The organism is Robertmurraya phoenicis, assembly GCF_047302285.1.
In the GTDB taxonomy this organism is placed as follows: Bacteria; Bacillota; Bacilli; order Bacillales; family Cytobacillaceae; genus Robertmurraya.
This window is the reverse complement of record NZ_CP154845.1, coordinates 2,653,511-2,679,189: the sequence shown is the minus strand read 5'-3', so window position 1 is coordinate 2,679,189 and position 25,679 is coordinate 2,653,511. Positions and strand designations below refer to the sequence as shown.

The following is a 25,679-nucleotide window of genomic DNA, read 5'->3' as shown; positions in this document are numbered from 1 at the left end:
AATAGAAGTTGATAATAGAGTTCATTCGAAGCAAAGAAACTGAAATGATAGAGCTTTTAGAAACATTAGTTAATATTGATAGTGGTAGTTATTTCAAAGAAGGCATCGACGAAATTGGGACCATTTTAAAGAAAAAATATGAAGAACTTGGCTTTTTAGTAAAAGTGGATCTTCAAAAGGAACGAGGAAATCACCTCGTAATAAAACATAAAGAAGCGAAGAAGCCTAAAATAATCGTTGTCGCTCATATGGATACTGTGTTTCCAAAGGGAGCTAGTAAAAAACGACGTTTTCAAATAATGGGAAATCGCGCATACGGTCCAGGGGTAGTTGACATGAAGGCAAGTCTAGTTTCTTTATTATATGCCATGAAAATATTATTGAATATGAATGAAAAGGCCTATCAAAATATCGAAATTGTTTTAAACAGTGATGAGGAAATTGGCTCGATTTCTTCAAGGAAACTAATTGAAGAAGTGGCTAAAAATAAAGACTATGCTTTGATTGTTGAACCTGGTCGAAAAGATGGCTCCTTGGTTTCGGAGCGAAAAGGTGGAGCAAGCTATACGCTAAAGGTGAAAGGAGTATCATCTCACTCTGGAATTGAGCATGAAAAAGGGAGAAGTGCCATTGAAGAAGTCGCTTATAAAACGATAAAACTTCATAAGCTTACTAATTATCATGATGGGATTACCATAAATGTCGGACTTTTAAAAGGAGGAACATCAGTTAATACAGTGGCTCCTACTGCAATTGCTGGAGTAGACGTTAGAATTTCAAAGCCAGAACAAGCGATGTTTGTCGATCGTCGAATTCGTGAAATCTGTGCAAAACCTGATGTTGAGGGTACGCAGATTGAAGTAGTTGGTTCGAAAATTCGTCCTCCAATGGTTAAGGATGAAGCAACAGTTGAAATGCTTAATGTGATAAAGGGGATCGGAAATGAGTTAGGAATTGACATCAAAGATACTTACACTGGTGGAGGTTCAGACGGAAACCTTACAAAAGCATTGGGAATTCCAACTATGGATGGTTTGGGTCCAGTTGGTGGTAACGCTCACAGTGAAGATGAGTATCTAGAAATTGATAGCTTCTGTGAACGAACGCACATGCTAGCAGAGATTATGAAACAATTAAGTTTAATAAAAGTAGAATCACGATAGAAGTCGAGTAATCTATTTGATCTTAGCAGTGCTTTAGATCAATAGATTACTTGTTGTGTTTATATCGTCGTACTTCAAATGCAATGCAACAAATTGGAGATGAAAAAAATGGGGTGGAAAAGGAACCTTGTAATATTATGTATTGGTCAATTTTTAGCAGTGGCAGCCATGAGTTCGATCTCTCCGTTTTTATCTTTGTATATTCAGGAATTAGGGGTAACAAATGAGAAAGAAGCTGGTCTCTGGACAGGACTAATTTTTGGAAGCAATTTTTTTACGGCATTTATTTTTTCGCCAATATGGGGGAAAATTGCTGACAAACATGGGAGAAAAATGATGGTCATTCGTTCAGGAATTGGTATGGCGATCACGATCACTTTAATGGGGTTTGTATCAAATCACATTCAGCTATTAATCTTAAGAATGATTAATGGTTGTATTTCTGGTTTTATACCAGCTTCTATTGCATTAATGAGCACGCTTGCACCTAAGAAGAAGGTTGGTTATGCTTTAGGTATTCTTAATGCAGCTGCCGTATCAGGGTCGATTGGTGGTCCTTTAATCGGTGGAGTAATGGCTGATCACCTAGGTTATGGTGCCATATTTTCATATACTGGTATTTTACTATTCATCGCAGCTGTACTCGTTATCTTCTTTGTTCATGAGGATTTTGTTAAAAATGAAAAGGAGGAAAAATCGAGCATCTTTGATGATTTCAAAAAAATTACGGCAAACAAGCCGATTTCTTCCTTGTTTATTTCTGTTACGTTTGTTCAATTAGCAACATTGGGGACGATCCCACTTATTTCCGTGTTCGTGCAAGAATTATCACCAGCAGCATCAAATATTGCCTTTCTTTCAGGGCTGGCAGCCTCGGTAATGGGTTTTTCCAATATGCTCGCATCACCGAGACTCGGAAAGCTTGGCGATAAGATTGGCTCGGAAAATGTCTTGCTTTATTCTGTCATTGCAGCAGCTTTGTTTATGATCCCACAAGCATTTGTTATGAATCTTTGGCAACTAATTATCTTCCGTTTTTTATTTGGTTTGTGTATTGGAGGCATGCTTCCGTCAATCAATACGTTGCTACGCCATTTCGCTCCAGAAGGGATGGAGAGTCGTACATATAGCTATTCAACATCAGCGATGTACCTCGGAAATATCATTGGACCGAATATTGCAGGGCTATTTACTGCGGGCTTTGGAATACGCAGTATATTTATATGGTCTGGCGTGTTATTACTTGTAAATGCAGCATGGATCAAAAAAATAATTATGCCCAATATTTCTTATTCAAGTAAATATAGTGAGGCACGTCATAATGTTTCAAAATAGAGAGGGTTCTTTCTCTTACTATTTTTATTAAGATATTGAAATGGAGGAAGTAAAGTGAAACTACTGGATTGGAATCGTTTTGAAAAGTATGTTGAAGATTTAATGAAGGAAGAAAACATTGCTGGAGTTGCCATAGCAGTATCGAAAGATGGAGAAGTGATTTACGAAAATGGGTTCGGATATCGAAATATCGAAGCGAGAGAACCTGTGACAAAAGATACGATTTTCGGAATTGCGTCTATATCCAAATCATTTACGGCCCTTGCGATTATGAAACTAGAGTCAGATGGGAAGTTATCAACGGATGATGAGGTGATAAAATATTTGCCTGATTTTAAACTAAGCAATCTAGAGGATAGCAGTAAAGTGAAAATTCATCATCTGTTAACACATTCTGTTGGACTACCACCAATGAGGAGATGTGAAAATTTTAACTATTTTGTAGATCATTTAGCTTACTTGGAGAAAGAACCATATTATGCCCTAGGTGGGCCTGGAGAATATTTTAGTTATTGTAATGATACGTTCCTACTTCTTGGAGCCATTATTGAAAAAATAACAGGACGCTTATTTCGACAATATGTAACCGAGCATATATTATTCCCGTTAGAAATGCATCGCTCAACATTTAGTTTAGAAGAAGTTTTTAAATTTTCGAATGTAACGACTCCGTATATTTATCATAAGAAAACCAATCAATTAACGGAAGTACCTTGGCCACAACTTGGGAATTATGAAGTTGGTGGTGGAATCCGTTCAACAGTTATCGATTTAATCAAGTATGGTCAATTCTATTTAAATCAAGAACCAGAGTTAACGAAACTTGCCATTAAAAAAGATAAGATCCAAAAAATGTTTGAACCAAAGCATCAAATTGATCGAGTTTCTTATTATGGGTTTGCGCTTAAAATTACCTCAGATTATTTTGGAGTGACACTTATTGAACATGGTGGTAGTCAACCAGGTGTGTCCTCTAATTTCGGTTTTGTACCAGAAGAGAAGTTGGTGGTGGCTGTATTAACGAATGTAACAGGCGTATCTGTGCGAAATATTTGGCAAGCAGCCATCAATCAAATATTACATATTCCTCTTGAACAACAACCCAATAGAGAGCCGGTCTATGAAGCATCAATTGAAGAACTTGAACAATTTGTCGGCACGTACGCAGGCGCAGAAAGCAATAGTCAGATTAAAATTTATTTCGAAAACGATACGTTAAAAGCGAATCTCTTTGGGGAAATTTACGATCTACGAGCTAGTGACAAGCAGACGTTAGTGATTGTTAAAAATGACAAACCAATCAAATTCTATTTTGATTCCAATGGAAAGATATGGGCAGCTTTCTTTGGGGTAAGGATGTATCCCCGTGTGTTAGAAAAAACATTTGTGGGATTATAGAATCAAAAAAATTAAAGAAGCCATCTGAACGTTTCTTTTATGATGGAATGGTATGGCTTCTTTTCTAACTAATTTCACAATTATCAGAGAGGTAAGAACTAAGAAAGGATCCCATTTCGAAATAAGATTGAAACGGCATGAACCCGATTTTGTGCTCCAAGTTTTTTTATAGCGGCTCTTACATATTGATTGATCGTTAACTCGCTTAGATTCATAATGTTAGCCATTTCCTTTGTGCTTTCTCCCCATGAAACCCTCTTCATCACTTCCAATTCCCTTTTACTTAATAATCTGGTTTTTATTAAATCATGTGATCTTTCTAATATTTTCCCAACATTATGACCATATGTGGTCAAGGAAGCAAGTAACTTCTGATCAATAAGCGCTTCTTTATTAAATTCGTTCGTGCAAATATATCCGATTGCCACTGAATTAAAGCAAATCGGGATAACAGCAAGAGAATTTACGTTGGAAGAAGTAATGTATTTACTATTTACCTGTCTTAAGTAATCAATACCAGAACAATATTTTGCTTTCCGTTCGTATAGAGCGCTGTAAATGATTGGTAATGAACGAATATCATCACGAATATCTCTAATATGAATTAATTCATCAGCGTTTATAGAGATAATACCTTCACCAAGAAAACCTAAATGGGAGTATCGAAATAAAAAAGAATTTTTCACTGGAAATAGCTTCATATAGGTTTCAAGTATTTTATAGAGTTTATCTTCGTAAGTGGGAGCGCATTCTAATTCACGGAGTTCGTTTGAAATCGTATATTCATATGCCATATTTTCACCTACTTTTTAGGGATAGACCACACGAAAAATTAGGAATATTCAATCAATTAATAAGATAGTAAGCTTTAGTTAGATGTTCGAGCAACTTGTTGTAGACGTATGTAGGAAAGGGGGAAACAATGTAAACGTTTACAATGAAGTGGTTTAAAAAATGCGTAGTAATTAAATTTTACCACATTGATTCTTTGGGGACATGTGCTAATTTACCTAAATCCTGATTGGTTGCAAAAAGAGATTCTTATAAGGAGGTAGAAAAAATGGCATTATCTCATCAATCAAACTCAGTTCAAGAAGTGGACGCAGTCATAGTCGGGGCTGGATTTTCAGGATTATACATGCTTTATCGTTTAAGAAATGCGGGTTTCACAAGTTGTGTATTTGAAGCCGGAAACGATGTTGGTGGAACGTGGTATTGGAATCGTTATCCGGGTGCTCGCTGTGATGTTGAAAGTATTTACTATAATTATACTTTTTCAGAGGAGATCTTAAAGGAATGGACTTGGTCCGCTAAATATGCAGAACAACCAGAAATTTTAAGCTATATAAATTTTGTGACGGAAAAATTAGATTTACGGCGTGATATTCAATTCAATACAAGGGTCGGTGCAGCCTGTTTTGATGAGAGTAAGAATAGATGGAATATTCAATTGCAGAATGGTACAACTGTACAAGCCAAATTTTTCATAACCGCTGTTGGATGCTTATCTGTTTCCAATATCCCCAAATTTAAAGGATTAGAAAATTTTAAAGGTGAGTGGTATCATACTGGGCACTGGCCTCATGAAAAAGTCGAATTTAAAGGAAAACGTGTAGGAATAATTGGTACGGGTTCAAGTGGTATTCAAGCGATCCCAGTCATTGCAAAAGAAGCAGAACACCTCACTGTATTCCAGAGAACACCTCAATATAGTACTCCAGCAAGAAATGAACCACTAGATCTACATTATATGAATCAAATTAGAGAAAATTACGATGAAATTAAGGAGCGAATGCGTCAATCCGCTACAGGTGTTCCTGTTACACCTCGGGATCGTTCTGTATTCGATGATACTGCAGAAGAACGCCATCAGCAATTTGAAGCAGGATGGGAACAGGGAGGTCTTTTTTCTCTCTCTTATGCTTACAATGATTTAGCGATTAAACCAGAAGCAAATGAGAAGGTAGCAGATTTTATCCGTTCGAAGATTCGAGAAGTCGTAGAGGACCCGGAAGTAGCAGAAAAGCTTCAGCCACATTTTTATTATGGAACGAAACGCCCAATCATTGATACTGATTATTTTGAAACGTATAACCGAGAAAATGTAACACTTGTTGATGTGAAAAAAGCACCGATTCAGGAAATCACTTCAGCAGGAATCCGTACAGAAATGGATGATTACGAACTCGATATGATTGTATTCGCCACTGGATTTGATGCGATGACAGGTCCCTTATTTAACATCGATATTCGAGGAAGAGGCGGCATTTCATTAAAAGAAAAGTGGGCAGGTGGAGCCAAAACTAGAACCTATCTTGGAATAGGTACCGCTGGTTTTCCCAATATGTTTATGCTGACTGGTCCAGAGAGTCCATCTGTACTAAGTAATATGATGGTGTCAATTGAACAGCATGTGGAGTGGGTTTCAGACTGTGTCAATTATTTGCGTGATAATGATATAGACCTTATCGAAGTGGATGAAGAAGCTGAAAAGGCTTGGAGCAAGCATTGTAGGGAAATTGCAGAGCAAACTCTTTATGTTAAAACAGATTCATGGTATATGGGAGCGAATATTGCAGAAAAGGCACGTGGTTTCCATATCTATGTAGGTGGTGTAGGGGCATATCGAGATATTTGTGATGAAGTCGCTGAAAAAGGATATGAAGGATTTACTTTATCAACCTCTGAAGATAGTGTATTGAGCTAATTCGTGAATCAAATTCATTTATAAATAGTTATATAAAAATGGAGGAGGAAGTAAATATGGCATTAGATCCGCAAGCGAAATTCTTATTAGAGCAAATGGAAGCAATGGGTGGCGCACCGATGCATACGCAAACACCGGAAGAAGCGCGAGCAACGACTGATTTTAGCGCATTAGCCGGTGAACCGGAAGAAGTAGCGCAAGTTGAGAATAACAAGATCCCAGGTCCATTAGGGGAGATCCCAGTCCGAATTTATGTTCCAGAAGGAGAAGGTCCATTCCCAGCACTAGTTTACTACCACGGTGGTGGCTGGGTGATTGGAAATTTAGATACAGTTGATGTACCTTGTCGAATGCTCGCAAATCGAGCAAACTGTGTCGTGGTATCCGTTGATTATCGACTTGCACCAGAACATAAATTTCCAGCTGCAGCAGAAGATTCCTATGCAGCAGTGAAATGGGTAATTGATAATGCTGATTCTATAAATGTAGACGCAAATCGAGTTGCTGTCGGTGGCGATAGTGCCGGAGGAAATTTGGCCGCAGTAGTAGCATTGATGGCCAGAGATAAAGGAGAAATTTCACTGGCCTATCAAATGTTGATATACCCTGTTACAAACCATTCGTATGCAACGGAATCTTATACGGAAAATGCAGATGGATATTTATTGACGAAAGACAGTATGGTTTGGTTCTGGAATCACTATTTAAACAATGAAGAGGATGGCCAAAATCCGTATGCGTCCCCGTTATTAGCTAGTGATCTGAGTGCTTTGCCTCCAGCCCTTGTTTTAACAGGAGAATTTGATCCGCTTCGTGATGAAGGGGAAGCATATGCCAAAAGGTTAAAAGAAGCTGGTGTTCAAGTAGAAGCAACCCGATATGAGGGGATGATTCATGGATTTTTCTGGATGCCGGCTACTTTAACTCAAGGTAAAAAGTCGATAGAGCAAGCAGCGGATGCGTTAAAACAAGCGTTCCAAGGAAGTATCGCCTCCACATAAATGATCCATTTAATAGAAGCTGAATGAGCAGTTCTTAAGATTGATTGCTCATTCAGCTTTTTTTATTTCATCTATTCTGGTAGACATTTTTAAATTAGCAAATACTTACAAAGTTCGAATTTTAGTAACAATATGGATGCGTTTGAAATTAAGAGTACGTGTATCATTAACTTGAAGCATACTATTTTTCTCCTCAGAGAAGCATGAAGTGTGATTGTAATTCCTAACAGCCTTCAATCACTTGGTTGTTTTTCAAAATGGCCAATTCTGATTGCTTAATACATGAAATAAAATGGGTAGAGGAGATAGGTGTATGTCAAAGATTATGGCAATTAATGCGGGCAGTTCGTCTTTAAAATTTCAATTAATTGAAATGCCCGCTGAACAAGTTATTACAAAAGGAATTGTGGAACGAATTGGTTTAAATGAATCAACTTTTTCTATCCTCGTAGATGGTCAGATGAAAAAAGAGATTCTAGAAATCAGTAATCACGAGATAGCGGTTAAGATCTTATTAGAACAATTAATTCACTATCAAATCATTCGTTCCTTTAGCGAAATAGATGGAGTGGGACATCGAGTGGCACATGGCGGTGAAGTGTTTACGGAATCGACTCTTGTGACATGTGAGGAATTAAGCAAATTAGAACCTCTGACTGAGTTAGCACCATTACATAACCCAGCCAATATTTTAGGCATAAAAGCATTCCAACAGGTTATGGGAGAAGTACCTTCTGTCATGGTATTTGATACCGCTTTTCACCAAACAATGCCTGAAAGCACTTATTTGTATGCACTCCCTTATGAATACTATGAGAAGTATGGGATACGTAAATATGGATTCCATGGTACCTCTCATAAATTTGTTTCAGAAAGAGCAGCAGAAATATTAGGAAGACCAATTAAGAGTCTTCGACTGATTTCCTGTCATTTAGGAAATGGTGCAAGTATTGCTGCCATTGAAAACGGAAAATCAATTGATACCTCAATGGGATTCACACCACTGGAAGGCGTTGTCATGGGAACTCGGTCTGGAACGATTGATCCAGCGATTATCCCATTTATTATGATGAAAACCGGAAAAAGTGTTGATGAAGTCTTATCTATATTAAATAAGGAGAGTGGTCTATTGGGGTTATCTGGGTTTTCAAGTGATCTGCGAGATATAGAAGCTAGAGCAGAGCAAGGAGACCATCGTGCGGAGCTGGCGCTTGATATATTTGCTAGTCGGATTCATCAATATATTGGATCTTATGCAGCAAGAATGAATGGAGTGGATGCGGTCATATTTACTGCTGGTATTGGTGAGAACAGTCCGACGATTCGAGCGAAAGTATTAAAAGGTTTGGAATTTATGGGGATATATTGGGATCCGGACTTAAATAAGATTAAAGAGGAAGAAATGTACATTAGCTATCCTCATTCTCTTGTTAAAGTATTGAAGATTCCTACAAATGAAGAACTAATGATTGCTAGGGATGTATACAACAAATGTGAAGAGACTTTGATTATGAGTTAAGTATGTAAACACTATACATTGCTTAAAAGACCAAGATTTTTTTGGCTTGGTCTTTTAGGGTGATCGATCTTACGAATGTCTGAGGAAAAGTAATTAGATGACACTAGCCCACTTGACGATTATTAATGGAGTGAGATGATTCTATGAATGTACAGGATATCATTGATTTGGATGTACTTCAAAAAGTACAGGATTCTTTTACAAAAGCCACTGGTTTAGCAGCTATCACAGTAGATTTTCGTGGAAATCCGATCACAAAGTATAGTAACTTTTCATCATTCTGTGAAAAAATCCGCCAGAGTCCTAAACTTTACGATACTTGTCTTAAATGTGATGCCTTTGGAGGATTGGAAGCATCAAGAAGAGAAAGTGTCTTCATTTATCGTTGTCATACTGGATTGATTGATTTTGCCGTTCCGATTCTTATAAACGGAAGATTAATTGGCTCTATGCTTGTAGGGCAAGTGAAGGCAAGTGATGAAGACGATAAAAATCTTGAGTACATTACAGCTGAATCTTTTGATTGGCGGGAGGATCAAGATATACTAGCGGAATTAGAGAAGATTCCAGTGATGCCGCATGAGAAAATTTCAGCAGTAGCAGACATGATGTTTCATGTTATTAATAGCATGGTAGAAAAGGATTTTAGTCAATTTATTCAAGAGGAATTAAGAGCGAAGGATCAACAGCTATTAGATCAAATGAAAGCGCAAGCAGAACTCGAAAAATCTCTTTTAACTAAGCAAAATCAGTTCTTTCGTCTCTTGGTTAACCCCAATTTCCTATTTAATGTTATCAATACGATGTCGTGTTTCTCCATTATTGAAAAGGCACCAAAAACGCAAGAGGTCATCTTAACCTTTTCAGATATGATGAAATACTTGATAACGAGTTCCGATAGTTTAGTGACACTAGAGGATGAACTTTCATATATCAATCTCTACTTGAAACTGCAAAAAATACGGTTTGGGGAACGAATGCAAGTTACCATTGACATCCCTAGAGACTTAAGAACGATCCAGATTCCTCCAATGATTATTGTCTCCTTATTAGATAATGCGATTATTCATGGTTTAGAACCGAAAGAAGGAAATGGAACGATTATCGTTCGAGGATTTGCTCAAGATGAAGATTTTGTTTTTGAAGTGATTGATGATGGGGTAGGAATGCCATTAGAAAAAATAAATAGACTCACGAGTAAGGCAGTGATGTCTGATCAAGACAATCAATTCAAGGGGATCGGATTTAGTCATGTAAACTATAGCTTAAAATTACTATATGGCAGTGAATTTCAATTACAGATCGCCCAAAACAGAAGTGGTGGAACAACGGTTAGGTTCAGAATACCAAGGGAAACTAACGGGGGAATCACCTATGTATAATATTCTATTAATTGATGATGAGATTATCTCAATGGAGGCACTTAAAGTTATCTTTGAGGAAATAGATAATACAGCCGTAGTTGGAGAAGCAACTTCTGGAAAAATGGCGAAAAGATTATTTGAAAAAGGCAATTGGCATATGACCTTCCTTGATATCAACATCCCAGGAGAGGATGTGATCTTTTTAATAAAATATATGAAACGAAGGAATCCAAAAAATCGCATTATTTTATTAACAGACTATGGTTCCTATGATTTTGTTTTTAAAGCGCTAGAAATGGGGGCAGATTCTTATTTGCTAAAACCATATAAGCAAAAAGATATCATACATCTTGTAAATATGTACTTGTCTGAAGACCATTCCCAATCTATTAATCTTGATCAAACCATTGAACGCTTTCTTGCTTATGTAGCTAAAGAAGATTATAACAATTCGGTGAAAATGGCGAAAATCCTTTCAGCGCAATTGTTTTCAATATATGAAAATGATCATGACAAAATCCATGTAACGGCTAAGTTTATCATTAAGGCATTGGATTCCATATGCCATCAAAATGGATTATTTATTTCATATAAATTAGAGTGGGATATGTATGCTGAGATAGACATTAAGGATCTCGATAAGAAGTTTATTAGTCTAGTTGAGGACATTTTCGAAACAATAAGAAATTCTAAAAGTGATCAAGAAATAAAAGTAATCCAATCGGTTCTCAAATACATTGAAAAAAACTATCAAAAAGGGATTACATTAGAAGCTGCCGCTGAACATGTCCATTTAAGTCCCTATTATTTAAGTAAATTATTTAAAAAGGAATTAGATATCAACTTTGTTAATTACGTGTCGAAACGAAAAATGGATAAAGCAAAAGAACTTCTAGAAACAACGGATTTGCCAGTTATAAATATAGCTATGGAGTTAAATTATCAAGAGCCAAATTATTTTAGTAAGGTCTTTAAAAAAGAGGTTGGTTTGACCCCATCAGAATATAGAAAGAACGTAGTTGAGCTTGAACAAAAAACGGATTCGATGAAAAGGCATAACTCCATATTAAATGGTAATTGGTTTATATAGATATTCATTCAAGGCTGGGACATAACTAGCTTCAAATCATGAGAAAGGTGAATCCTGAGGGTACTCAAATTCACCTTTCTCTATTTTTGTCTGTTAATTTTGCCATTAACGCAAGACCCATTTCGTTTTATACCTTCGGTTTTCCTCGTACAAAAAAATTGAGTGAAACGCAAATTAGCTTTCAAGAATTCAACCGATTTCCGCTTTGTCTAAATTTCTACTAGAAGACCCTATTTTGCTCCAACCATCTCTTACCCTTAAGCGGAATTTTTCCTGTTATCTTCGCAACGACGTCCCTTATAGGAGAAATAACGGAAGATTTTCCGCTTATGGAAGGCAAAATTGTTTATTTTGGCATTTTTTGAGGGAGTAGCAGGAATTTTTCCTGTTATTTCGGCTCTTTTTCATGATGTCTGCTCATTAAGCGGAAATTTTCCTGTTATTTTTTCATACCGATAATCCAACTGTTTATACGAACACTTTATCCACAAGTCGAGAGAATTTATACGCTCCAAACTATAATCAAAAAGTCGTTACCACCGACATTTTGACCCAGACTTGTTTTTTTACTTCATTTAAAAAAAGGATAGAGCATTCGAAAAAATTCCCATTTTAGAACAAAAAATTATCTTTTCCTAGACAAAAAAAGATAGGTTCGCAGTCATAATCGAGCCAAATCTTTATCCGTATTAGCCAATATAGTATTGAGAAGTCACACTTAAAAAACTCTATCATAATTATTGTAAGGCTTGTTAGGAGAGTAGGAGTAGAGGATGATTTTTCCTGCGACCTGCTCAAATCACTTTTAGAGGAGGAATTTAGAATGATTAAAGAAGCACTTGGTATGGTAGAAACAAAAGGTTTAATTGGTGCAATTGAAGCAGCTGATGCCATGGTTAAAGCAGCGAATGTTACCTTAATCGGTTACCAAAAAATCGGTTCTGGACTAATTACTGTAATGGTTCGCGGTGATGTGGGTGCTGTGAAAGCGGCTACAGATGCTGGAGCAGCAGCTGCTGAAAAAGTCGGAGAAGTCGTATCCATTCATGTAATTCCTAGACCACATGCTGAAGTAGAAGGAATCTTACCAAAATTAGAGCAACAATAATTTTTTGGAGGTGTTAATAAATGAAAGAACAAATGATCGAAAAAATTATGGAAGAAGTTATGAAGAAGGTTGAAGCTCCAAAGGAAGTAAAGACACCTAAAAAAGAATTCTGTGGGTTAACAGAGTTTGTTGGTGTAGGGCGTGGAGACACGATTGGACTTGTGATTGCAAATGTAGATTCAAGTGTCCATGAAGCAATGAAGCTTGATAAGAAATACCGCTCAATTGGGATTATTGGTGCTCGTACAGGTGCAGGTCCGCAAATTATGGCAGCGGATGAAGCCGTAAAAGCTACTAATACAGAGATTTTAACGGTTGAGCTTGCGCGTGATACAAAAGGTGGTGCAGGACATGGTTCTTTAATCATCTTTGGTGCTGAAGATGTTGCAGATGCACGTCGTGCGGTTGAAGTAGCACTTAAAGAACTAGAGCGCACTTTCGGTGATGTATATGGTAATGAAGCAGGTCATCTCGAATTCCAATATACAGCCCGTGCAAGCTATGCTTGTGAGAAAGCGTTTAATGCAGAAGTGGGTAAATCATTTGGTTTACTAGTGGGTGCTCCTGCAGCTATCGGTGTCGTACTTGCAGATACTGCAGTTAAAGCAGCAAATGTCGATGTAATCGGCTATAGTTCACCTGCTCAAGGAACAAGCTTTTCAAATGAAGTAATTTTAACATTCAGCGGTGATTCTGGTGCTGTTCGCCAATCGTTAATCGCGGCTAGAGAAGTAGGAAAAAAATTGTTAGGAACTCTCGGAAGCGAACCTGTATCAGATACAGTTCCTTACATCTAACCTGAGGAGGGTAATCAATGAAATCAAAACGTTTTCAAGTATTGTCTGAGCGCCCAGTAAACCAGGATGGCTTCGTTGCTGAATGGCCTGAAGTGGGACTTATGGCGATGAGTGGTCCAAATGACCCGAAGCCTAGTATAAAAATTGAAAATGGTGTAGTTGTCGAATTAGACGGTAAAAAGCGTGAGGAATTTGACTTTATTGATACATTTATCGCGGATTACGCCATTAATTTAGAAAAAGCTGAAGAAGCGATGTCCATTGATTCAAACGAGTTTGCAAGAATGCTAGTAGATATTAACGTACCAAGAAAAAAAATTATCCCACTTAGTACTGCGATGACACCAGCAAAGCTTTGCGACGTCGTCAAAGACATGAATGTCGTAGAACTGATGATGGCCCTACAAAAAATGAGAGCAAGAAAAACACCTTCTAACCAATGTCACGTAACGAATTTGAAGGACAATCCTGTTCAAATCGCAGCAGATGCAGCAGAAGCTGCATTGCGTGGTTTCGATGAGCAAGAAACAACTGTAGGTATTGTTCGTTATGCCCCTTTTAATGCGCTTGGCCTGTTAGTAGGAGCACAAACTGGACGTGGCGGAATATTAACACAATGTTCAGTGGAAGAAGCGACAGAACTTGAAATGGGGATGAGAGGTCTTACTTGTTATGCAGAAACGGTATCTGTATACGGAACTGAGCCTGTGTTCGTAGATGGGGATGACACTCCATTTTCTAAAGCATTCCTTGCATCTGCATACGCATCCCGTGGATTGAAGATGCGTTTCACTTCAGGGACTGGTTCAGAAGTTCAAATGGGCTATGCTGAAGGGAAATCAATGCTATATCTTGAAGCGCGTTGTATTTTTGTTACAAAGGGTGCCGGATCTCAAGGACTACAAAATGGTTCCATTAGTTGTATCGGTGTTCCTGGTGGGGTTCCATCTGGTATTCGCGCTGTGCTTGCAGAGAATTTATTTACAACGATGATGGATATGGAGGTGGCCTCAGGGAATGACCAAACCTTCTCCCATTCTGATATTAGAAGAACGGCTAGAACTTTAATGCAAATGCTTCCAGGTACTGACTTTATTTTCTCAGGATACAGTGCAACTCCAAACTATGACAATATGTTTGCAGGTTCAAACTTTGATGCTGAGGACTTTGATGATTATAACGTATTACAACGTGATTTGAAGGTAGATGGTGGACTACGCCCTGTTTCGGAAGATGAAGTAGTGGCAATCAGAAATAAAGCGGCTAGAGCCATTCAAATGGTATTTGATGGATTAGGACTACCTGCGATTACGGATGAAGAAGTAGAAGCTGCTACATATGCTCATGGAAGTAAGGACATGCCTGACCGTAATGTGGTAGAAGATTTAAGAGCGGCTGATGACATGATGAAGCGTGGAATTACAGGAATTGACATTGTTAAAGCATTGAGTAAGGGCGGATTTGAAGATGTAGCACAGAGCGTTCTTAGCATGTTAAAACAACGTGTTTCTGGAGATTATTTACACACTTCTGCCATTATCGATAAAGATTGGAAAATCGTCAGTGCCGTCAATGATTTGAATGATTATCAAGGACCTGGTACGGGTTATCGCATGAGTGATGCTAGATGGGAAGAAATCAAAGCAATTCCTCGCGCTATTCGACCAGAAGATGTGAACTAAACGTAAAAGGGGTGTTATGTAAATGGCTATTAACGAAAAGTTAATTAGAGAAGTCATTGAAGAAGTTTTAAAGGACTTCAATATGAAGGATAAATTGGAAGCCACAGCAGTTGATGAATCCACTAAACAACCATCAATTGCTCCTAACGCTAAAGGATTAGAAATTGTTGAAATTGGTCCTGCAACAATTGGAACAAGAAAGGATGAAGTAGTGATTGCCGTCGCTGCAGCATTTGGTGTTCATCAAACGAAAACGATAGTAGGGCTCCCACACACGGAAGTGTTAAGAGAAATGATTGCTGGTATTGAAGAAGAAGGTGTTTCAGCTCGATTGATTCGCGTATATCATACTTCAGATGTTGGATTCGTAGCCCATCAAGCGGCAAAATTTAGTGGCTCTGGAATAGGCATTGGAATTCAGTCAAAAGGTACAACGGTTATCCATCAAAAGGATTTACCACCTTTATCAAATTTAGAACTTTTCCCACAGGCGCCATTATTAGATCCAGAAACGTACCGAGCAATTGGAAAAAATGCAGCGAAATACGCAAAAGGAGAATCGCCGAACCCTGTACCAACAAGAAACGACCAAATGGCTCGACCAAAGTACCAGGCGATCGCTGCATTGCTTCATATTAAGGAAACAGAACATGTAGATAGAAATAAAAAAGCAACTGCTTTGCAAGTGAAATTTAACTAAAACGGAGGTGAGTAGAATGAATCAACAGCTTATTGAACAAATCGTAAAAGAAGTTATGTCTTCCATGGGGACGGTTCCAGAGAAGGCGCAAGCAACGGAAAAAAAAGAGTGTGCAGTAAAGGTTGATGCGAAGAAAGATTATCCACTTGGTGAAAAGCGACCAGAGCTTATCAAAACCCCAACAAATAAAAGCTTGGAGCAAATAACATTGCAGGGCGTTATCGATGGTGTTGTTACTCCAGAGGATGTTCGGATTGCTCCTGAAACATTGGAGTTACAGGCTCAAGTAGCAGAATCAATGGGAAGAAAACCTTTAGCGCAAAATTTCCGCAGGGCTGCTGAATTAATTGCCGTACCAGACGGTCGAATTCTTGAAATCTATAATGCTTTAAGACCATACCGCTCTACGAAAGAAGAGTTACTCGCGATTGCTGAAGAATTAGAGCAAAAATTCAATGCCATAATGAATGCGAAACTAGTTCGCGAAGCTGCTGAAGTATACGAGAAAAGAGATAGACTGAAAAAAGACTAACATCTTGCGTTAGATATTCCAGGAGGTAGAATCGATGAAATTGGTTGCAGGAGTGGATATTGGAAATGCCACAACAGAAGTCGCCATCGCTACCATAACAGGAAACAATGAGGTTACTTTTTTGGCTAGCGACTTTGTGCGAACAACAGGGATCAAAGGAACGAAACAAAATATCCATGGTGTTCTTGCTGCCATTAAACAAGCTCTTGATAAAATTAATCGAAATATAGAAGATTTGGACTTGGTTCGGATTAATGAAGCAGCCCCTGTTATTGGGGATGTGGCCATGGAAACGATCACTGAGACAATTATTACAGAGTCGACGATGATTGGCCACAACCCCTCAACTCCTGGGGGATTGGGCTTAGGCATTGGGAAAACCATTGATATTGCCGATTTGGAACATGCCAATAGAGAAGATAACTACATCGTTTTAATCGGAAAGACGATCGACTTTGATGATGCAGCGAAGATGATTAATAACTCCTTGGATAGAGGAATTAACATAAATGGAGCTGTAGCACAGAAGGATGATGGCGTTCTCATCAATAATCGAATTCACAAAAAAATGCCGATTATTGATGAGGTAAGTCTGATCGAGAAAGTTCCGCTTGGAATGAAGGCGGCCATTGAAGTAGCTCCACCTGGTGGTGTAGTGGAAGTACTTGCAAATCCATATGGAATTGCGACTGTGTTTGATTTAACTAGTGAAGAAACGAAAATGATCGTTCCGATCGCCAGAGCACTTATTGGAAATCGTTCCGCGGTTGTCATTAAGACACCAAAAGGAGATGTGCAAGCGAGGAGTATTCCAGCTGGAAAAATAATGGTGTTTGGTAAGCGGAATTTAACCGTTGATGTAGATGAAGGTGCCGAAAAAATGATGGAAGTATTAACGGCTGCCACCCCGATAGAAGATATAAAGGGAGAAGCAGGTACGAATGCTGGAGGGATGCTTGAACGAGTTAGACAGGTCATGTCTGAATTAACGAAACAGCATCCAGATGATATCAAAATTCAGGATTTGTTAGCTGTCAATACTTTCATACCGCAAAAGGTTAAAGGCGGTTTAGCGGAAGAGTTCTCTATGGAAAATGCCGTCGGAATTGCTGCAATGGTGAAAGCCGATAAATTGCAGATGCAAATGATTGCCGATGAACTGCGTACACAAATCAATGTCGAAGTTGAGGTTGGTGGTGTCGAAGCAGATATGGCGATAAGGGGTGCCCTTTCCACTCCAGGAACAAAGATCCCGATCGCCATTGTGGATATGGGAGCAGGTTCTACCGATGCATCGGTTATGGCTAGAACTGGAAAAACGACTTCTGTACACTTAGCAGGTGCAGGCGATATGGTAACCATGCTCATTAATACGGAGTTAGGGCTTGAAGATATTGCATTGGCTGAGGATATTAAGAAGTACCCTTTAGCTAAAGTAGAAAGTTTATTCCATATTCGTCATGAGGATGGAACGGTACAGTTCTTTGAAAAACCACTTGAACCACATGTATTTGCCAGAGTGGTTATTTTAAAGGAAGGGAATATGATTCCAATTCCGGGACAGCTTTCTGTAGAAAAGATCAAAATTGTAAGGCGAGGAGCAAAAGAAAAAGTTTTTGTAACGAATGCACTGCGCGCATTAACAATGGTTTCACCTACAGGAAATATACGAGATATGGAATTTGTTGTTTTAGTAGGTGGGTCCGCTCTTGATTTCGAGGTACCACAGTTAGTTACAGATGCTTTATCTCAATATAGTGTCGTTGCTGGAAGAGGGAATATCAGAGGGACAGAAGGACCAAGAAATGCGGTCGCAACGGGTTTAATATTGGCTTTGTGTGAAAGGGGAGGAGTTCAGTGAAAATAAACAATGGAAATGAGATTCAAGCTATCCATGTTTATTATAATGCACAACTGAATGAACCTTCCTTTTTTTGTACCTTACTTTATGGGGTTGAAGAAGAGGGTGTCCCTACCTTCGTCAAAGAAAGTCAACAAAAATCAGCTCTAGAATTAAGCTATCAAGCTGCTCTCGATTCCACTTTGGGCGTCGGAATTGGCATTGATCAGGATGGGCAAATGATTCTTCACTATACGAAGCTAGACAAGAAGCAACCGTTGTTCAAGGAAAATATTAATGATTCTTTCAAACAAAGAGTATTAGGTGCGAACGCTGCAAGGTTAGTAAAAGGAATGCCTTTTAAATCTTTTGAGGCAGAGAAGGATAAGGTTTTCGCAACTCCTCCAGTCTTAGAGAATTCATTAACAAAAGAGGATATTACGAGAATCGTAGCGCTTGTACTTAAAAGGCTTCAGGCAACCGATTAAAGGAGGTGACCTTTGACGATGGGTATGCACGCATTAGGAATGATTGAAACAGTTGGCTTGGCAGCAGCAATAGAAGCTGCAGATACAGCAGTTAAATCTGCCAATGTTTCATTATTAGGATATGAGTTAACGAAAGGTGGCGGAATGGTAACGGTTAAGTTTGAAGGTGATGTAGGAGCCGTTAAAGCTGCTGTAGAAGCTGCTGTCATGGCCGCAGAACGAGTCGGAAAAGTCTATAGTAAACATATTATTCCTCGACTAGGCAGTGGAGTAGAAAACGTAATTTATTCTAAAGAAACAATTGGTCCGGGAAATCCACTCAGAAATAAAGAAATGAACATCGAAGAAGAAACGATTTCCTTAGAAGTTGAATCAACGAATCTATCAGAACCTTTAAATATTGAGACTAGCGAAGAAGAAATGGAAGCAGAGAAAGACAATGAGAACGAAATAGAGACACCCACTTCTAAAACAGATTCTTTAAAAATGGTCGCCATTTCACCGCTTAAAGAGGAAGCTGATGAAGAAGAAAAATCTGATTTAAACGTTCAGCTATTCTCTAAAGAAATAAAAATTGAAGAAAATGACTCCATCACTAAAAAACAAGCGAAAACATTAGTCATAGATGAGCAAGTCAGTGAGCAGCAAAAAGAAGAGACGGAAGTATGCAATATTTGTAAAGATCCGAAATGTCCACGAAGAAAAGGGGACTTGAGATCGACTTGCATTCATGAAAATTGAGGAGGAATGAAAAATGAAAGATGCATTAGGAATGATTGAAACTAAAGGTTTAGTTGGTGCCATTGAAGCAGCTGATGCGATGGCTAAAGCAGCAAATGTGGTTTTACTAGGGTATCAACAAATTGGATCTGGTCTTGTGACTGTTCTAGTAAGAGGCGATGTAGGTGCTGTAAAGGCAGCAGTTGATGCTGGGTCAGCAGCAGCTGAAAGAGTCGGAAAAGTGATATCTGTCCATGTTATTGCGAGACCACATTCTGATGTTGAAAAAATCCTTCCATCAAAAACAGTCGAATAAAGCAGGATAGGGGTGTTCTTGTATGACATATAACAGGCAAATTCAAGAAAAGATTTTGAAAGAAGTTGTGAAACGAGTGCTTGCATTAGAAGAGCAACCCTATGTTCCAATAGGAGTTTCTAATCGCCACATTCATTTAAAACAAGATGATCTTGAAGTTTTATTTGGGAAAGGATACCAATTAACAAAATGGAAAGATTTAAAACAACCAGGACAGTTCGCAGCTAAAGAAACCGTTTCTATTATTGGCAAGAAAGGTGAACTAGAACGTGTAAGAATACTTGGACCTGTTAGGAATATTACGCAAGTGGAAGTTTCGATGACGGATAGTTTCAAGCTTGGTGTCCCGGCACCAATTAAAGAATCTGGAAAAATAGAAGGCACACCTGGAGTGCGATTGAAAGGTCCTTGTGGTGAGCTGGAAATGACAGAAGGAGTAATCGTAGCATTACGACATATCCACATTCCACCACAATTTGCTGAGAAATTTCAACTGAAAGACAAGGAATTAGTCGAAGTTGAATTAGGTGGAGAAAGAAAAACGATTTTTAAAAATGTATTAATTCGAATATCAGAAAAATATGTGTTAGAAATGCACTTGGATACGGATGAAGCAAATGCGGCCAGTGTAAGAAACGGAGATTTAGGACTTATTCGGAAAGGCTAAGATGCTTATGTCTATCAATCTAGAAAAGGTCAACAATTATATCACAAGTTTTGCAAGGTTAATAGATGAAGGTCGAGCAAATATGTCTGCAGGAAACTTGAAGGTTGGCGTCGATCTTGGCACAGCGAATATTATTATTTCTGTCGTAGATGAGATTGGGAACCCGCTAGCTGGAGCTACCTACCCGGCTTCCGTTGTGAAGGATGGACTGGTTGTAGACTATATCGGAGCTGTAAAAATCGTCAAACAACTTAAAAGTCAAGTAGAAGAAATGCTTGGAACTACTCTGACTCATGCGGCAACTGCTGTACCACCTGGTACCATCGGTGGAAATATGAAGGCGATTTCTAATGTGGTAGAAGCAGCCGACATGGAAGTTACGAATGTCATTGATGAGCCTACTGCAGCGGCAACTGTGTTAGGACTAACAGATGGAGCTGTTGTTGATGTAGGTGGTGGTACGACGGGCATTAGTATATTAAAAAATGGTGAAGTCATCTATACCGCTGATGAACCTACAGGAGGAACACATATGAGCTTGGTTGTGGCAGGGAATTATCGGATTTCGATTGCTGAAGCCGAGAAGCTCAAGATGAATCCGATGAAGCAAAATGATATTTTTCCTGTTGTTAAACCTGTTGTTGAAAAAATGGCATCGATTGTCAAAAGGCAAATTCAAGGATTTGATGTTAAAAAAATCTATGTGGTTGGAGGAGCAAGTTGTTTTGATGAATTCGAAAAAGTCTTTTTTAAAGAGATTGGCATTGAAACCATTAAGCCGGCACATCCTCTACTTATCACGCCACTAGGCATTGCATTAAACAGTTTGAAATGAGGTGAAGGGTTTGGGCGCTCATTCAATATTGGACAGTTTTGTAGAAGAAGTGATCAGGAGATTGCAAAAAAGAACGAAAAGGGCAACAGTCCTTTTTACTGGAGGATATGGTGGTTTTCAAGAGTCACTGGAGCAGATTCGCCTTCTACAAACTGATGGTTGGGATTTAAAGATTGTACTCTCCAATAGTGCAGAATTTGTTCTCACCCCTCAATTAATAAGCGATAAAGTTGGTACTTCCAACGTTTTTGTAGAAAAAGATATAAAAGAATTACGTCCTTTATATGAAGGAATTAGTGTTTTCATTGTCCCGACCTTAACCATCAATACAATGGTGAAGATTTCACTTGGGATAGCAGACAATATGGTAACGAATTTAGCTTCACACATGCTGATGAGTGGGATTCCATTTATTGCGGCGAAGGACGCATGTGATGTTTTGCATGCTTCACGTCAAAAACTCGGTTTGAATAAGGGACAGCAAGCATATTTGCATAAAATGAGTGATTATCTTGGAGTATTAGAAAGCTACGGAGTAAAGCTTGTCGATGCTAAGGACCTATTTCAAACTGTTCAACAAAATGTCTTCACCTTTTCTCCCCAGGTTGAAACAGGATCAGAAGAAAAGCGACCGATGCTCTCTTTTAAGAAAAAGATTATTACTCGAGAGGATGTTGTTGAAGCTAAGCGGAAGGAAATGACGATACAAATTCCTTATGCGACCATTATAAGTCCTCTTGCTCTTGATACAGCGAAGGAACTTGGTGTGAAAATCGTTCAAGAAGATTAGGGCAGGTGTTAAAAAATGTATGTTGGTCTCGTAGTTGGAAGTGTAGTAGCGACACGAAAGAGTGACGAACTAGTCGGGAAAAAGCTCCTTATCGTCCAACAAATAAATCCGAAAGATGGAAATTTGGGAACTTTTGAAGTGGCGGTGGATTCTGTCGGGGCAGGCACTGGCGAACATGTACTCGTGACAAAAGGAGAATCTGCTATGTATGTATTTGGAGCGGCTACTTCATGTATAGATTCTGCAATTGTTGGTATTGTCGATTCAATGGAAGTTAGTTAAGAGGATGTGACCGAAATGGCAATTTACACAAAAAAAGGTGATAAAGGTGAGACCGGCCTGTTAGGTGGAAGCCGGATCTCTAAAGATAGTCTCAAAGTGTCCTGTTATGGAACTTTAGATGAAGCAAATGCAGCCTTAGGGGTAGCGGTTTCTCAAATCGACCACATTGAAATAAAGAGCATTATAAAAGACATCCAAAAGCAACTCTTTGTTGTCGGGGCAGAACTAGCAAGTGATGAAAAAGGAAAAGACCTTTTGAAGAACAAGGTCAGTGAAAAGGAAATTACTAGATTCGAAGAGATTATTGATAAATTTGAGCAAATAATGGGCCCGATCCATGAATTTATCATCCCAGGTGAGACGAGTGCTTCTGCCAATCTTCATTTATCGAGAGCGATCATTCGTAGGGCAGAGAGACAAATTGTTGAACTTACTAAGACATTAGCTGTACGAAGTGAACTCATCCAATATGTCAATCGTTTATCTGATGTTTTGTTTATGTTAGCTCGTGCGCAAGTACATTACCATCAGCTTGAACAGATAAAGTCAAAGGTTATAGGGAAATTGGAGAAGCTTCAGGATAGGAATTCTTGCTTTCGTCTTTCTTTAGAACTTGCTTGTGAAATAGCACGAGCTGCGGAAGAAAAGGCAATAGCGATAGGTGTTCCGGTTGTCATCTCCATCGTAGACCCAGCGGGGAATGCCATTTTATTGCATCGGATGGAAGGTTCACTATTAGCAAGTTTGGAGCTTTCTTTGAACAAAGCATATACTTCAGTTGCCTTAAAAATGGCCTCCCATGAACTAGTTCCTGTTATCCAACCTGGGACAGAACTGTACGGCATTCAAATGACAAACCAGAAGATTGTCACATTCGGTGGTGGATTTCCACTTTATAACGATGAGCAGATCATCGGTGGAATTGGAGTGAGTGGTGGAACTGTTGAAGAAGATATGCTCATTGCCAAAGAAGCAATCGAAGTATTTCGGAAAAAGAAAGAGGGGTATTAAATTGACTATTGAAGAACGAAAAATAGAAGAAATGGTAAAGAAAATTTTAGAAGAAATGAGTTCGACCGATAGTCGACCTCAATCAAGTATTGGAAATGGCATATTTATGGAGATGAATGAGGCGATCGAGGCAGCAGAAATTGCTCAGAAAGAACTTGTTAAATTTTCATTAGAGGATAGAGGCAAAATAATTGATTCGATTCGAAGCGCTGCCAAAGAAAACGCTGAGCTATTTGCCCGAATGGCAGTGGATGAAACAGGGATGGGAAATTATGAGGATAAGATCATCAAAAATATTTTGGCGGCCGAAAAAACGCCTGGTATTGAAGACTTGAGAACAGAATCATTTTCAGGTGACAACGGCTTAACGATTGTTGAACTCTCTGCTTATGGGGTAATTGGATCCATTACGCCGACAACTAACCCAACTGAAACGATTATATGTAATTCAATTGGGATGATTGCAGCAGGAAATTCTGTTGTCTTTAGTCCACACCCTACAGCAAAAGAGACTTCAATTAAAGCTATTGAAGTATTGAATAAAGCAATCGTAGACGCTGGTGGGCCAAAGAATTTAATGACAACCGTACAAGAGCCTACGATCGAACAAGCAAATATGATGATGAGACATAAAAAAATCAGAATGTTAGTGGCAACAGGTGGACCTGGTGTTGTAAAAGCGGTTCTATCTTGTGGGAAAAAAGCCATTGGTGCTGGTGCAGGAAATCCTCCTGCAGTAGTTGATGAAACAGCAGATTTAGAAAAAGCAGCAAAGGATATTATCGATGGCTGCAGTTTCGATAATAATCTACCTTGCGTAGCGGAAAAAGAAGTGATTGTTGTTGAAAAAGTAGCTGATTATTTAGTTTCTTATATGAAGAAAAATGGAGCTTTTCTCATTACAAGTAAGGCCCAGATTGAGCAGTTAACAGAATTAGTAGTTGATAAAGGACACGCAAATAAGAAATTTGTAGGGAAAGATCTTGCTTATATTTTAAAGCATATTGGGATTGAAGTGCCAGCTGATGCAAGGGTTGCGATTATGAATGTTGAGGGAGATCATCCGTTAGTTTCAGCCGAATTAATGATGCCTATTCTACCGATCGTACGAGTTGACGACGTCGATGCTGCAATTGATTTGGCCGTTGATGTGGAGCATGGTTTCCGCCATACAGCCATTATGCATTCTAAAAACGTGGACAATTTAACCAAATTTGCAAAAGCGATTCAAACGACAATCTTTGTTAAAAATGGTCCTTCCTATGCTGGAATTGGCGTTGGTGGAGAAGGATATACGACCTTTACGATTGCCGGGCCGACAGGAGAAGGATTAACTTCTGCAAAAAACTTTGCTAGAAAAAGAAAATGTGTTCTAGTAGATGGTTTATCTGTTAGATAGCAACAAAGTGTATGATTACTAGATTTTTTCTCCATGATAAACCTTTATTTTATACGAAGAATTTGAAGAGGAGAGGTTTTTATGACTTGGGAATTAATTTTGGCATCATTTGGCGGTGGACTATTTGGTGCATTATTTGGTGCATTGCCTGCCTTTATTTTTGCAGGATTTGTGGGGTTAATTGGTGTCGGAGTGATTGCCGCCGGTGGACCTCCGACCATATTAAACGATGTCGTATTTGGAACACTACTTGGTCCGCATATTGCATTTGCGGGAGGGGTTGCAGCGGCGGCGTTTGCAGCAAACAAAAGGAATGCACTGGATAGTGCTTTAGATATTTTAACACCACTGAAGAAGACAAATGATATCGGTGTTTTATTGGTCGGAGGTATGTTTGGCATTGTTGGTTACCTTATTAACAGTGTACTTATTTATTTCGAAACTCCTGTAGATACAGTTGCTTTAACCGTGTTTATCTCCTGTATTATTTCTCGTTTTGTTTTTGGGAAATCGGGGCTCATAGGGAAATTTACACCTACCAATGGAGAGAAAAGGAAGTTTGTACCTGGGGGAAAATCGTTAGGGTTTATCGTCGTCTACTCTCTCGGATTTGGATTAGTCATTTCATATCTTGTTGACCTTACTCAAATTAATGTTCTTGGCTTCGTCATTAGTGCATCTTTATTAATTCTCTTACAGTTTGGCTTCGATATTCCAGCGACACATCATATCACCCTTGTCGCAGGGTATGCAACAATTGCTACTGGAAGTATCTTGTATGGAGCGTTGTTTGCAGTAATTGCTGGAGTAATAGGTGAAATCGCCGGGAATACCTTCAATTCGTATGTAGATACGTATATTGACCCACCAGCAACGACCATCTTTATTTGTAGCTTCTTTATTTTCGCGTTTATGTGATCAGTTTCACAATAAGG

The 25,679-nt window shown here is 38.7% G+C and carries 25 protein-coding genes; 24 read left to right on the top strand and 1 reads right to left on the bottom strand.

The genetic code is table 11. The annotated features are described in order from the left end of the window. Positions 1–8: 8 nt before the first annotated feature. The 3 genes from AA0X71_RS13275 to AA0X71_RS13265 all read left to right on the top strand — a co-directional run bounded on the left by AA0X71_RS13275 (position 9) and on the right by AA0X71_RS13265 (position 3,896). Entirely contained in the window at positions 9–1,163 is a 1,155-nt protein-coding gene (locus AA0X71_RS13275; protein ID WP_413355784.1) for a M20 family metallopeptidase, read from the top strand. A gap of 108 nt (positions 1,164–1,271) precedes the next feature. Then, positions 1,272–2,498, top strand: coding sequence for an MFS transporter (locus tag AA0X71_RS13270; protein WP_413355783.1), 1,227 nt, complete (start codon positions 1,272–1,274; stop codon positions 2,496–2,498). A 54-nt stretch (positions 2,499–2,552) separates the two neighbouring features. Continuing rightward, positions 2,553–3,896 carry a serine hydrolase domain-containing protein gene (locus AA0X71_RS13265; RefSeq protein ID WP_413355782.1) on the top strand — a complete coding sequence of 448 codons (1,344 nt, stop codon included), beginning with the start codon at positions 2,553–2,555 and terminating at the stop codon, positions 3,894–3,896. A gap of 98 nt (positions 3,897–3,994) precedes the next feature. Here AA0X71_RS13265 and AA0X71_RS13260 read toward each other — a convergent pair whose 3' ends face one another. Then, positions 3,995–4,690 (bottom strand): response regulator transcription factor, encoded by a 696-nt coding sequence (locus tag AA0X71_RS13260; RefSeq protein WP_413355781.1) that lies wholly within the window; start codon positions 4,688–4,690, stop codon positions 3,995–3,997. 266 nt (positions 4,691–4,956) lie between these two features. Here AA0X71_RS13260 and AA0X71_RS13255 point away from each other — a divergent pair, with 266 nt between their 5' ends. The 21 genes from AA0X71_RS13255 (at position 4,957) to AA0X71_RS13155 (ending at position 25,662) form a co-directional block, all read left to right on the top strand. After that, positions 4,957–6,603 carry a flavin-containing monooxygenase gene (locus tag AA0X71_RS13255; RefSeq protein ID WP_413355780.1) on the top strand — a complete coding sequence of 549 codons (1,647 nt, stop codon included), beginning with the start codon at positions 4,957–4,959 and terminating at the stop codon, positions 6,601–6,603. A gap of 56 nt (positions 6,604–6,659) precedes the next feature. After that, a complete protein-coding gene (locus AA0X71_RS13250; protein ID WP_413355779.1) occupies positions 6,660–7,604 on the top strand; it encodes an alpha/beta hydrolase in 945 nt (314 codons plus the stop codon). A gap of 313 nt (positions 7,605–7,917) precedes the next feature. After that, the gene (locus tag AA0X71_RS13245; RefSeq protein ID WP_413355778.1) at positions 7,918–9,123 is read left to right on the top strand and encodes an acetate kinase; all 1,206 of its coding nucleotides are present in this window, start codon (positions 7,918–7,920) and stop codon (positions 9,121–9,123) included. A gap of 143 nt (positions 9,124–9,266) precedes the next feature. Next, on the top strand, positions 9,267–10,505 hold the full coding sequence (locus tag AA0X71_RS13240; protein ID WP_413355777.1) for a PocR ligand-binding domain-containing protein: 1,239 nt from the start codon (positions 9,267–9,269) through the stop codon (positions 10,503–10,505). Beyond that, entirely contained in the window at positions 10,498–11,577 is a 1,080-nt protein-coding gene (locus tag AA0X71_RS13235; protein WP_413355776.1) for a helix-turn-helix domain-containing protein, read from the top strand. The genes AA0X71_RS13240 and AA0X71_RS13235 overlap by 8 nt, the downstream gene beginning before the upstream one ends. Before the next feature lie 823 nt (positions 11,578–12,400). Beyond that, positions 12,401–12,685 (top strand): propanediol utilization microcompartment protein PduA, encoded by a 285-nt coding sequence (gene pduA / locus AA0X71_RS13230; RefSeq protein WP_019152644.1) that lies wholly within the window; start codon positions 12,401–12,403, stop codon positions 12,683–12,685. 20 nt (positions 12,686–12,705) lie between these two features. After that, on the top strand, positions 12,706–13,482 hold the full coding sequence (gene pduB, locus AA0X71_RS13225; RefSeq protein ID WP_413355775.1) for a propanediol utilization microcompartment protein PduB: 777 nt from the start codon (positions 12,706–12,708) through the stop codon (positions 13,480–13,482). A gap of 17 nt (positions 13,483–13,499) precedes the next feature. After that, on the top strand, positions 13,500–15,164 hold the full coding sequence (locus tag AA0X71_RS13220; RefSeq protein WP_413355774.1) for a propanediol/glycerol family dehydratase large subunit: 1,665 nt from the start codon (positions 13,500–13,502) through the stop codon (positions 15,162–15,164). Positions 15,165–15,186: 22 nt separating this feature from the next. Next, positions 15,187–15,864, top strand: a complete 678-nt coding sequence (locus tag AA0X71_RS13215; RefSeq protein WP_413355773.1) for a propanediol/glycerol family dehydratase medium subunit — start codon at positions 15,187–15,189, stop codon at positions 15,862–15,864. A gap of 16 nt (positions 15,865–15,880) precedes the next feature. Then, positions 15,881–16,396, top strand: coding sequence for a diol dehydratase small subunit (locus AA0X71_RS13210; RefSeq protein ID WP_413355772.1), 516 nt, complete (start codon positions 15,881–15,883; stop codon positions 16,394–16,396). A 34-nt stretch (positions 16,397–16,430) separates the two neighbouring features. Further along, positions 16,431–18,257 carry a diol dehydratase reactivase subunit alpha gene (locus AA0X71_RS13205; protein ID WP_413355771.1) on the top strand — a complete coding sequence of 609 codons (1,827 nt, stop codon included), beginning with the start codon at positions 16,431–16,433 and terminating at the stop codon, positions 18,255–18,257. Next, complete coding sequence (locus AA0X71_RS13200) at positions 18,254–18,724, top strand: glycerol dehydratase reactivase beta/small subunit family protein (protein WP_413355770.1); 471 nt, start codon at positions 18,254–18,256, stop codon at positions 18,722–18,724. Before AA0X71_RS13205 ends, AA0X71_RS13200 begins: the two co-directional genes overlap by 4 nt. Positions 18,725–18,742: 18 nt before the next feature. Beyond that, a complete protein-coding gene (locus AA0X71_RS13195; RefSeq protein WP_413362603.1) occupies positions 18,743–19,465 on the top strand; it encodes a BMC domain-containing protein in 723 nt (240 codons plus the stop codon). A 13-nt stretch (positions 19,466–19,478) separates the two neighbouring features. Continuing rightward, a complete protein-coding gene (locus AA0X71_RS13190) occupies positions 19,479–19,760 on the top strand; it encodes a BMC domain-containing protein (protein ID WP_019152636.1) in 282 nt (93 codons plus the stop codon). A 22-nt stretch (positions 19,761–19,782) separates the two neighbouring features. Continuing rightward, positions 19,783–20,427: a phosphate propanoyltransferase gene (locus AA0X71_RS13185; protein WP_413355769.1), complete on the top strand. Its 645-nt coding sequence runs from the start codon at positions 19,783–19,785 to the stop codon at positions 20,425–20,427. 1 nt (position 20,428) lies between these two features. Continuing rightward, positions 20,429–21,262 carry an ethanolamine utilization protein EutJ gene (eutJ, locus tag AA0X71_RS13180; protein ID WP_413355768.1) on the top strand — a complete coding sequence of 278 codons (834 nt, stop codon included), beginning with the start codon at positions 20,429–20,431 and terminating at the stop codon, positions 21,260–21,262. 1 nt (position 21,263) lies between these two features. Beyond that, the gene (locus AA0X71_RS13175; RefSeq protein ID WP_413355767.1) at positions 21,264–22,052 is read left to right on the top strand and encodes a flavoprotein; all 789 of its coding nucleotides are present in this window, start codon (positions 21,264–21,266) and stop codon (positions 22,050–22,052) included. A gap of 15 nt (positions 22,053–22,067) precedes the next feature. Then, complete coding sequence (locus AA0X71_RS13170) at positions 22,068–22,334, top strand: EutN/CcmL family microcompartment protein (RefSeq protein WP_413355766.1); 267 nt, start codon at positions 22,068–22,070, stop codon at positions 22,332–22,334. 15 nt (positions 22,335–22,349) lie between these two features. Next, positions 22,350–23,345 (top strand): cob(I)yrinic acid a,c-diamide adenosyltransferase, encoded by a 996-nt coding sequence (locus AA0X71_RS13165; RefSeq protein ID WP_413355765.1) that lies wholly within the window; start codon positions 22,350–22,352, stop codon positions 23,343–23,345. 7 nt (positions 23,346–23,352) lie between these two features. Then, positions 23,353–24,744, top strand: coding sequence for an aldehyde dehydrogenase family protein (locus AA0X71_RS13160; RefSeq protein WP_413362601.1), 1,392 nt, complete (start codon positions 23,353–23,355; stop codon positions 24,742–24,744). Between the two features lie 81 nt (positions 24,745–24,825). Then, positions 24,826–25,662: a hypothetical protein gene (locus AA0X71_RS13155; RefSeq protein ID WP_413355764.1), complete on the top strand. Its 837-nt coding sequence runs from the start codon at positions 24,826–24,828 to the stop codon at positions 25,660–25,662. Positions 25,663–25,679 lie beyond the last annotated feature (17 nt).

Excerpts from the sequence above, each read along its gene's own strand:
- AA0X71_RS13185 (WP_413355769.1), top strand. The coding sequence starts at position 19,783 with ATGACATATAACAGGCAAATTCAAGAAAAGATTTTGAAAGAAGTTGTG.
- AA0X71_RS13215 (WP_413355773.1), top strand. The coding sequence starts at position 15,187 with ATGGCTATTAACGAAAAGTTAATTAGAGAAGTCATTGAAGAAGTTTTA.
- AA0X71_RS13260 (WP_413355781.1), bottom strand. The coding sequence starts at position 4,690 with ATGGCATATGAATATACGATTTCAAACGAACTCCGTGAATTAGAATGC.
- AA0X71_RS13255 (WP_413355780.1), top strand. The coding sequence starts at position 4,957 with ATGGCATTATCTCATCAATCAAACTCAGTTCAAGAAGTGGACGCAGTC.
- AA0X71_RS13245 (WP_413355778.1), top strand. The coding sequence starts at position 7,918 with ATGTCAAAGATTATGGCAATTAATGCGGGCAGTTCGTCTTTAAAATTT.
- pduA (WP_019152644.1), top strand. The coding sequence starts at position 12,401 with ATGATTAAAGAAGCACTTGGTATGGTAGAAACAAAAGGTTTAATTGGT.
- AA0X71_RS13210 (WP_413355772.1), top strand. The coding sequence starts at position 15,881 with ATGAATCAACAGCTTATTGAACAAATCGTAAAAGAAGTTATGTCTTCC.
- AA0X71_RS13270 (WP_413355783.1), top strand. The coding sequence starts at position 1,272 with ATGGGGTGGAAAAGGAACCTTGTAATATTATGTATTGGTCAATTTTTA.
- AA0X71_RS13195 (WP_413362603.1), top strand. The coding sequence starts at position 18,743 with ATGGGTATGCACGCATTAGGAATGATTGAAACAGTTGGCTTGGCAGCA.
- AA0X71_RS13205 (WP_413355771.1), top strand. The coding sequence starts at position 16,431 with ATGAAATTGGTTGCAGGAGTGGATATTGGAAATGCCACAACAGAAGTC.
- AA0X71_RS13165 (WP_413355765.1), top strand. The coding sequence starts at position 22,350 with ATGGCAATTTACACAAAAAAAGGTGATAAAGGTGAGACCGGCCTGTTA.
- AA0X71_RS13170 (WP_413355766.1), top strand. The coding sequence starts at position 22,068 with ATGTATGTTGGTCTCGTAGTTGGAAGTGTAGTAGCGACACGAAAGAGT.
- AA0X71_RS13220 (WP_413355774.1), top strand. The coding sequence starts at position 13,500 with ATGAAATCAAAACGTTTTCAAGTATTGTCTGAGCGCCCAGTAAACCAG.
- AA0X71_RS13250 (WP_413355779.1), top strand. The coding sequence starts at position 6,660 with ATGGCATTAGATCCGCAAGCGAAATTCTTATTAGAGCAAATGGAAGCA.
- AA0X71_RS13190 (WP_019152636.1), top strand. The coding sequence starts at position 19,479 with ATGAAAGATGCATTAGGAATGATTGAAACTAAAGGTTTAGTTGGTGCC.
- pduB (WP_413355775.1), top strand. The coding sequence starts at position 12,706 with ATGAAAGAACAAATGATCGAAAAAATTATGGAAGAAGTTATGAAGAAG.
- AA0X71_RS13235 (WP_413355776.1), top strand. The coding sequence starts at position 10,498 with ATGTATAATATTCTATTAATTGATGATGAGATTATCTCAATGGAGGCA.
- AA0X71_RS13155 (WP_413355764.1), top strand. The coding sequence starts at position 24,826 with ATGACTTGGGAATTAATTTTGGCATCATTTGGCGGTGGACTATTTGGT.
- eutJ (WP_413355768.1), top strand. The coding sequence starts at position 20,429 with ATGCTTATGTCTATCAATCTAGAAAAGGTCAACAATTATATCACAAGT.
- AA0X71_RS13240 (WP_413355777.1), top strand. The coding sequence starts at position 9,267 with ATGAATGTACAGGATATCATTGATTTGGATGTACTTCAAAAAGTACAG.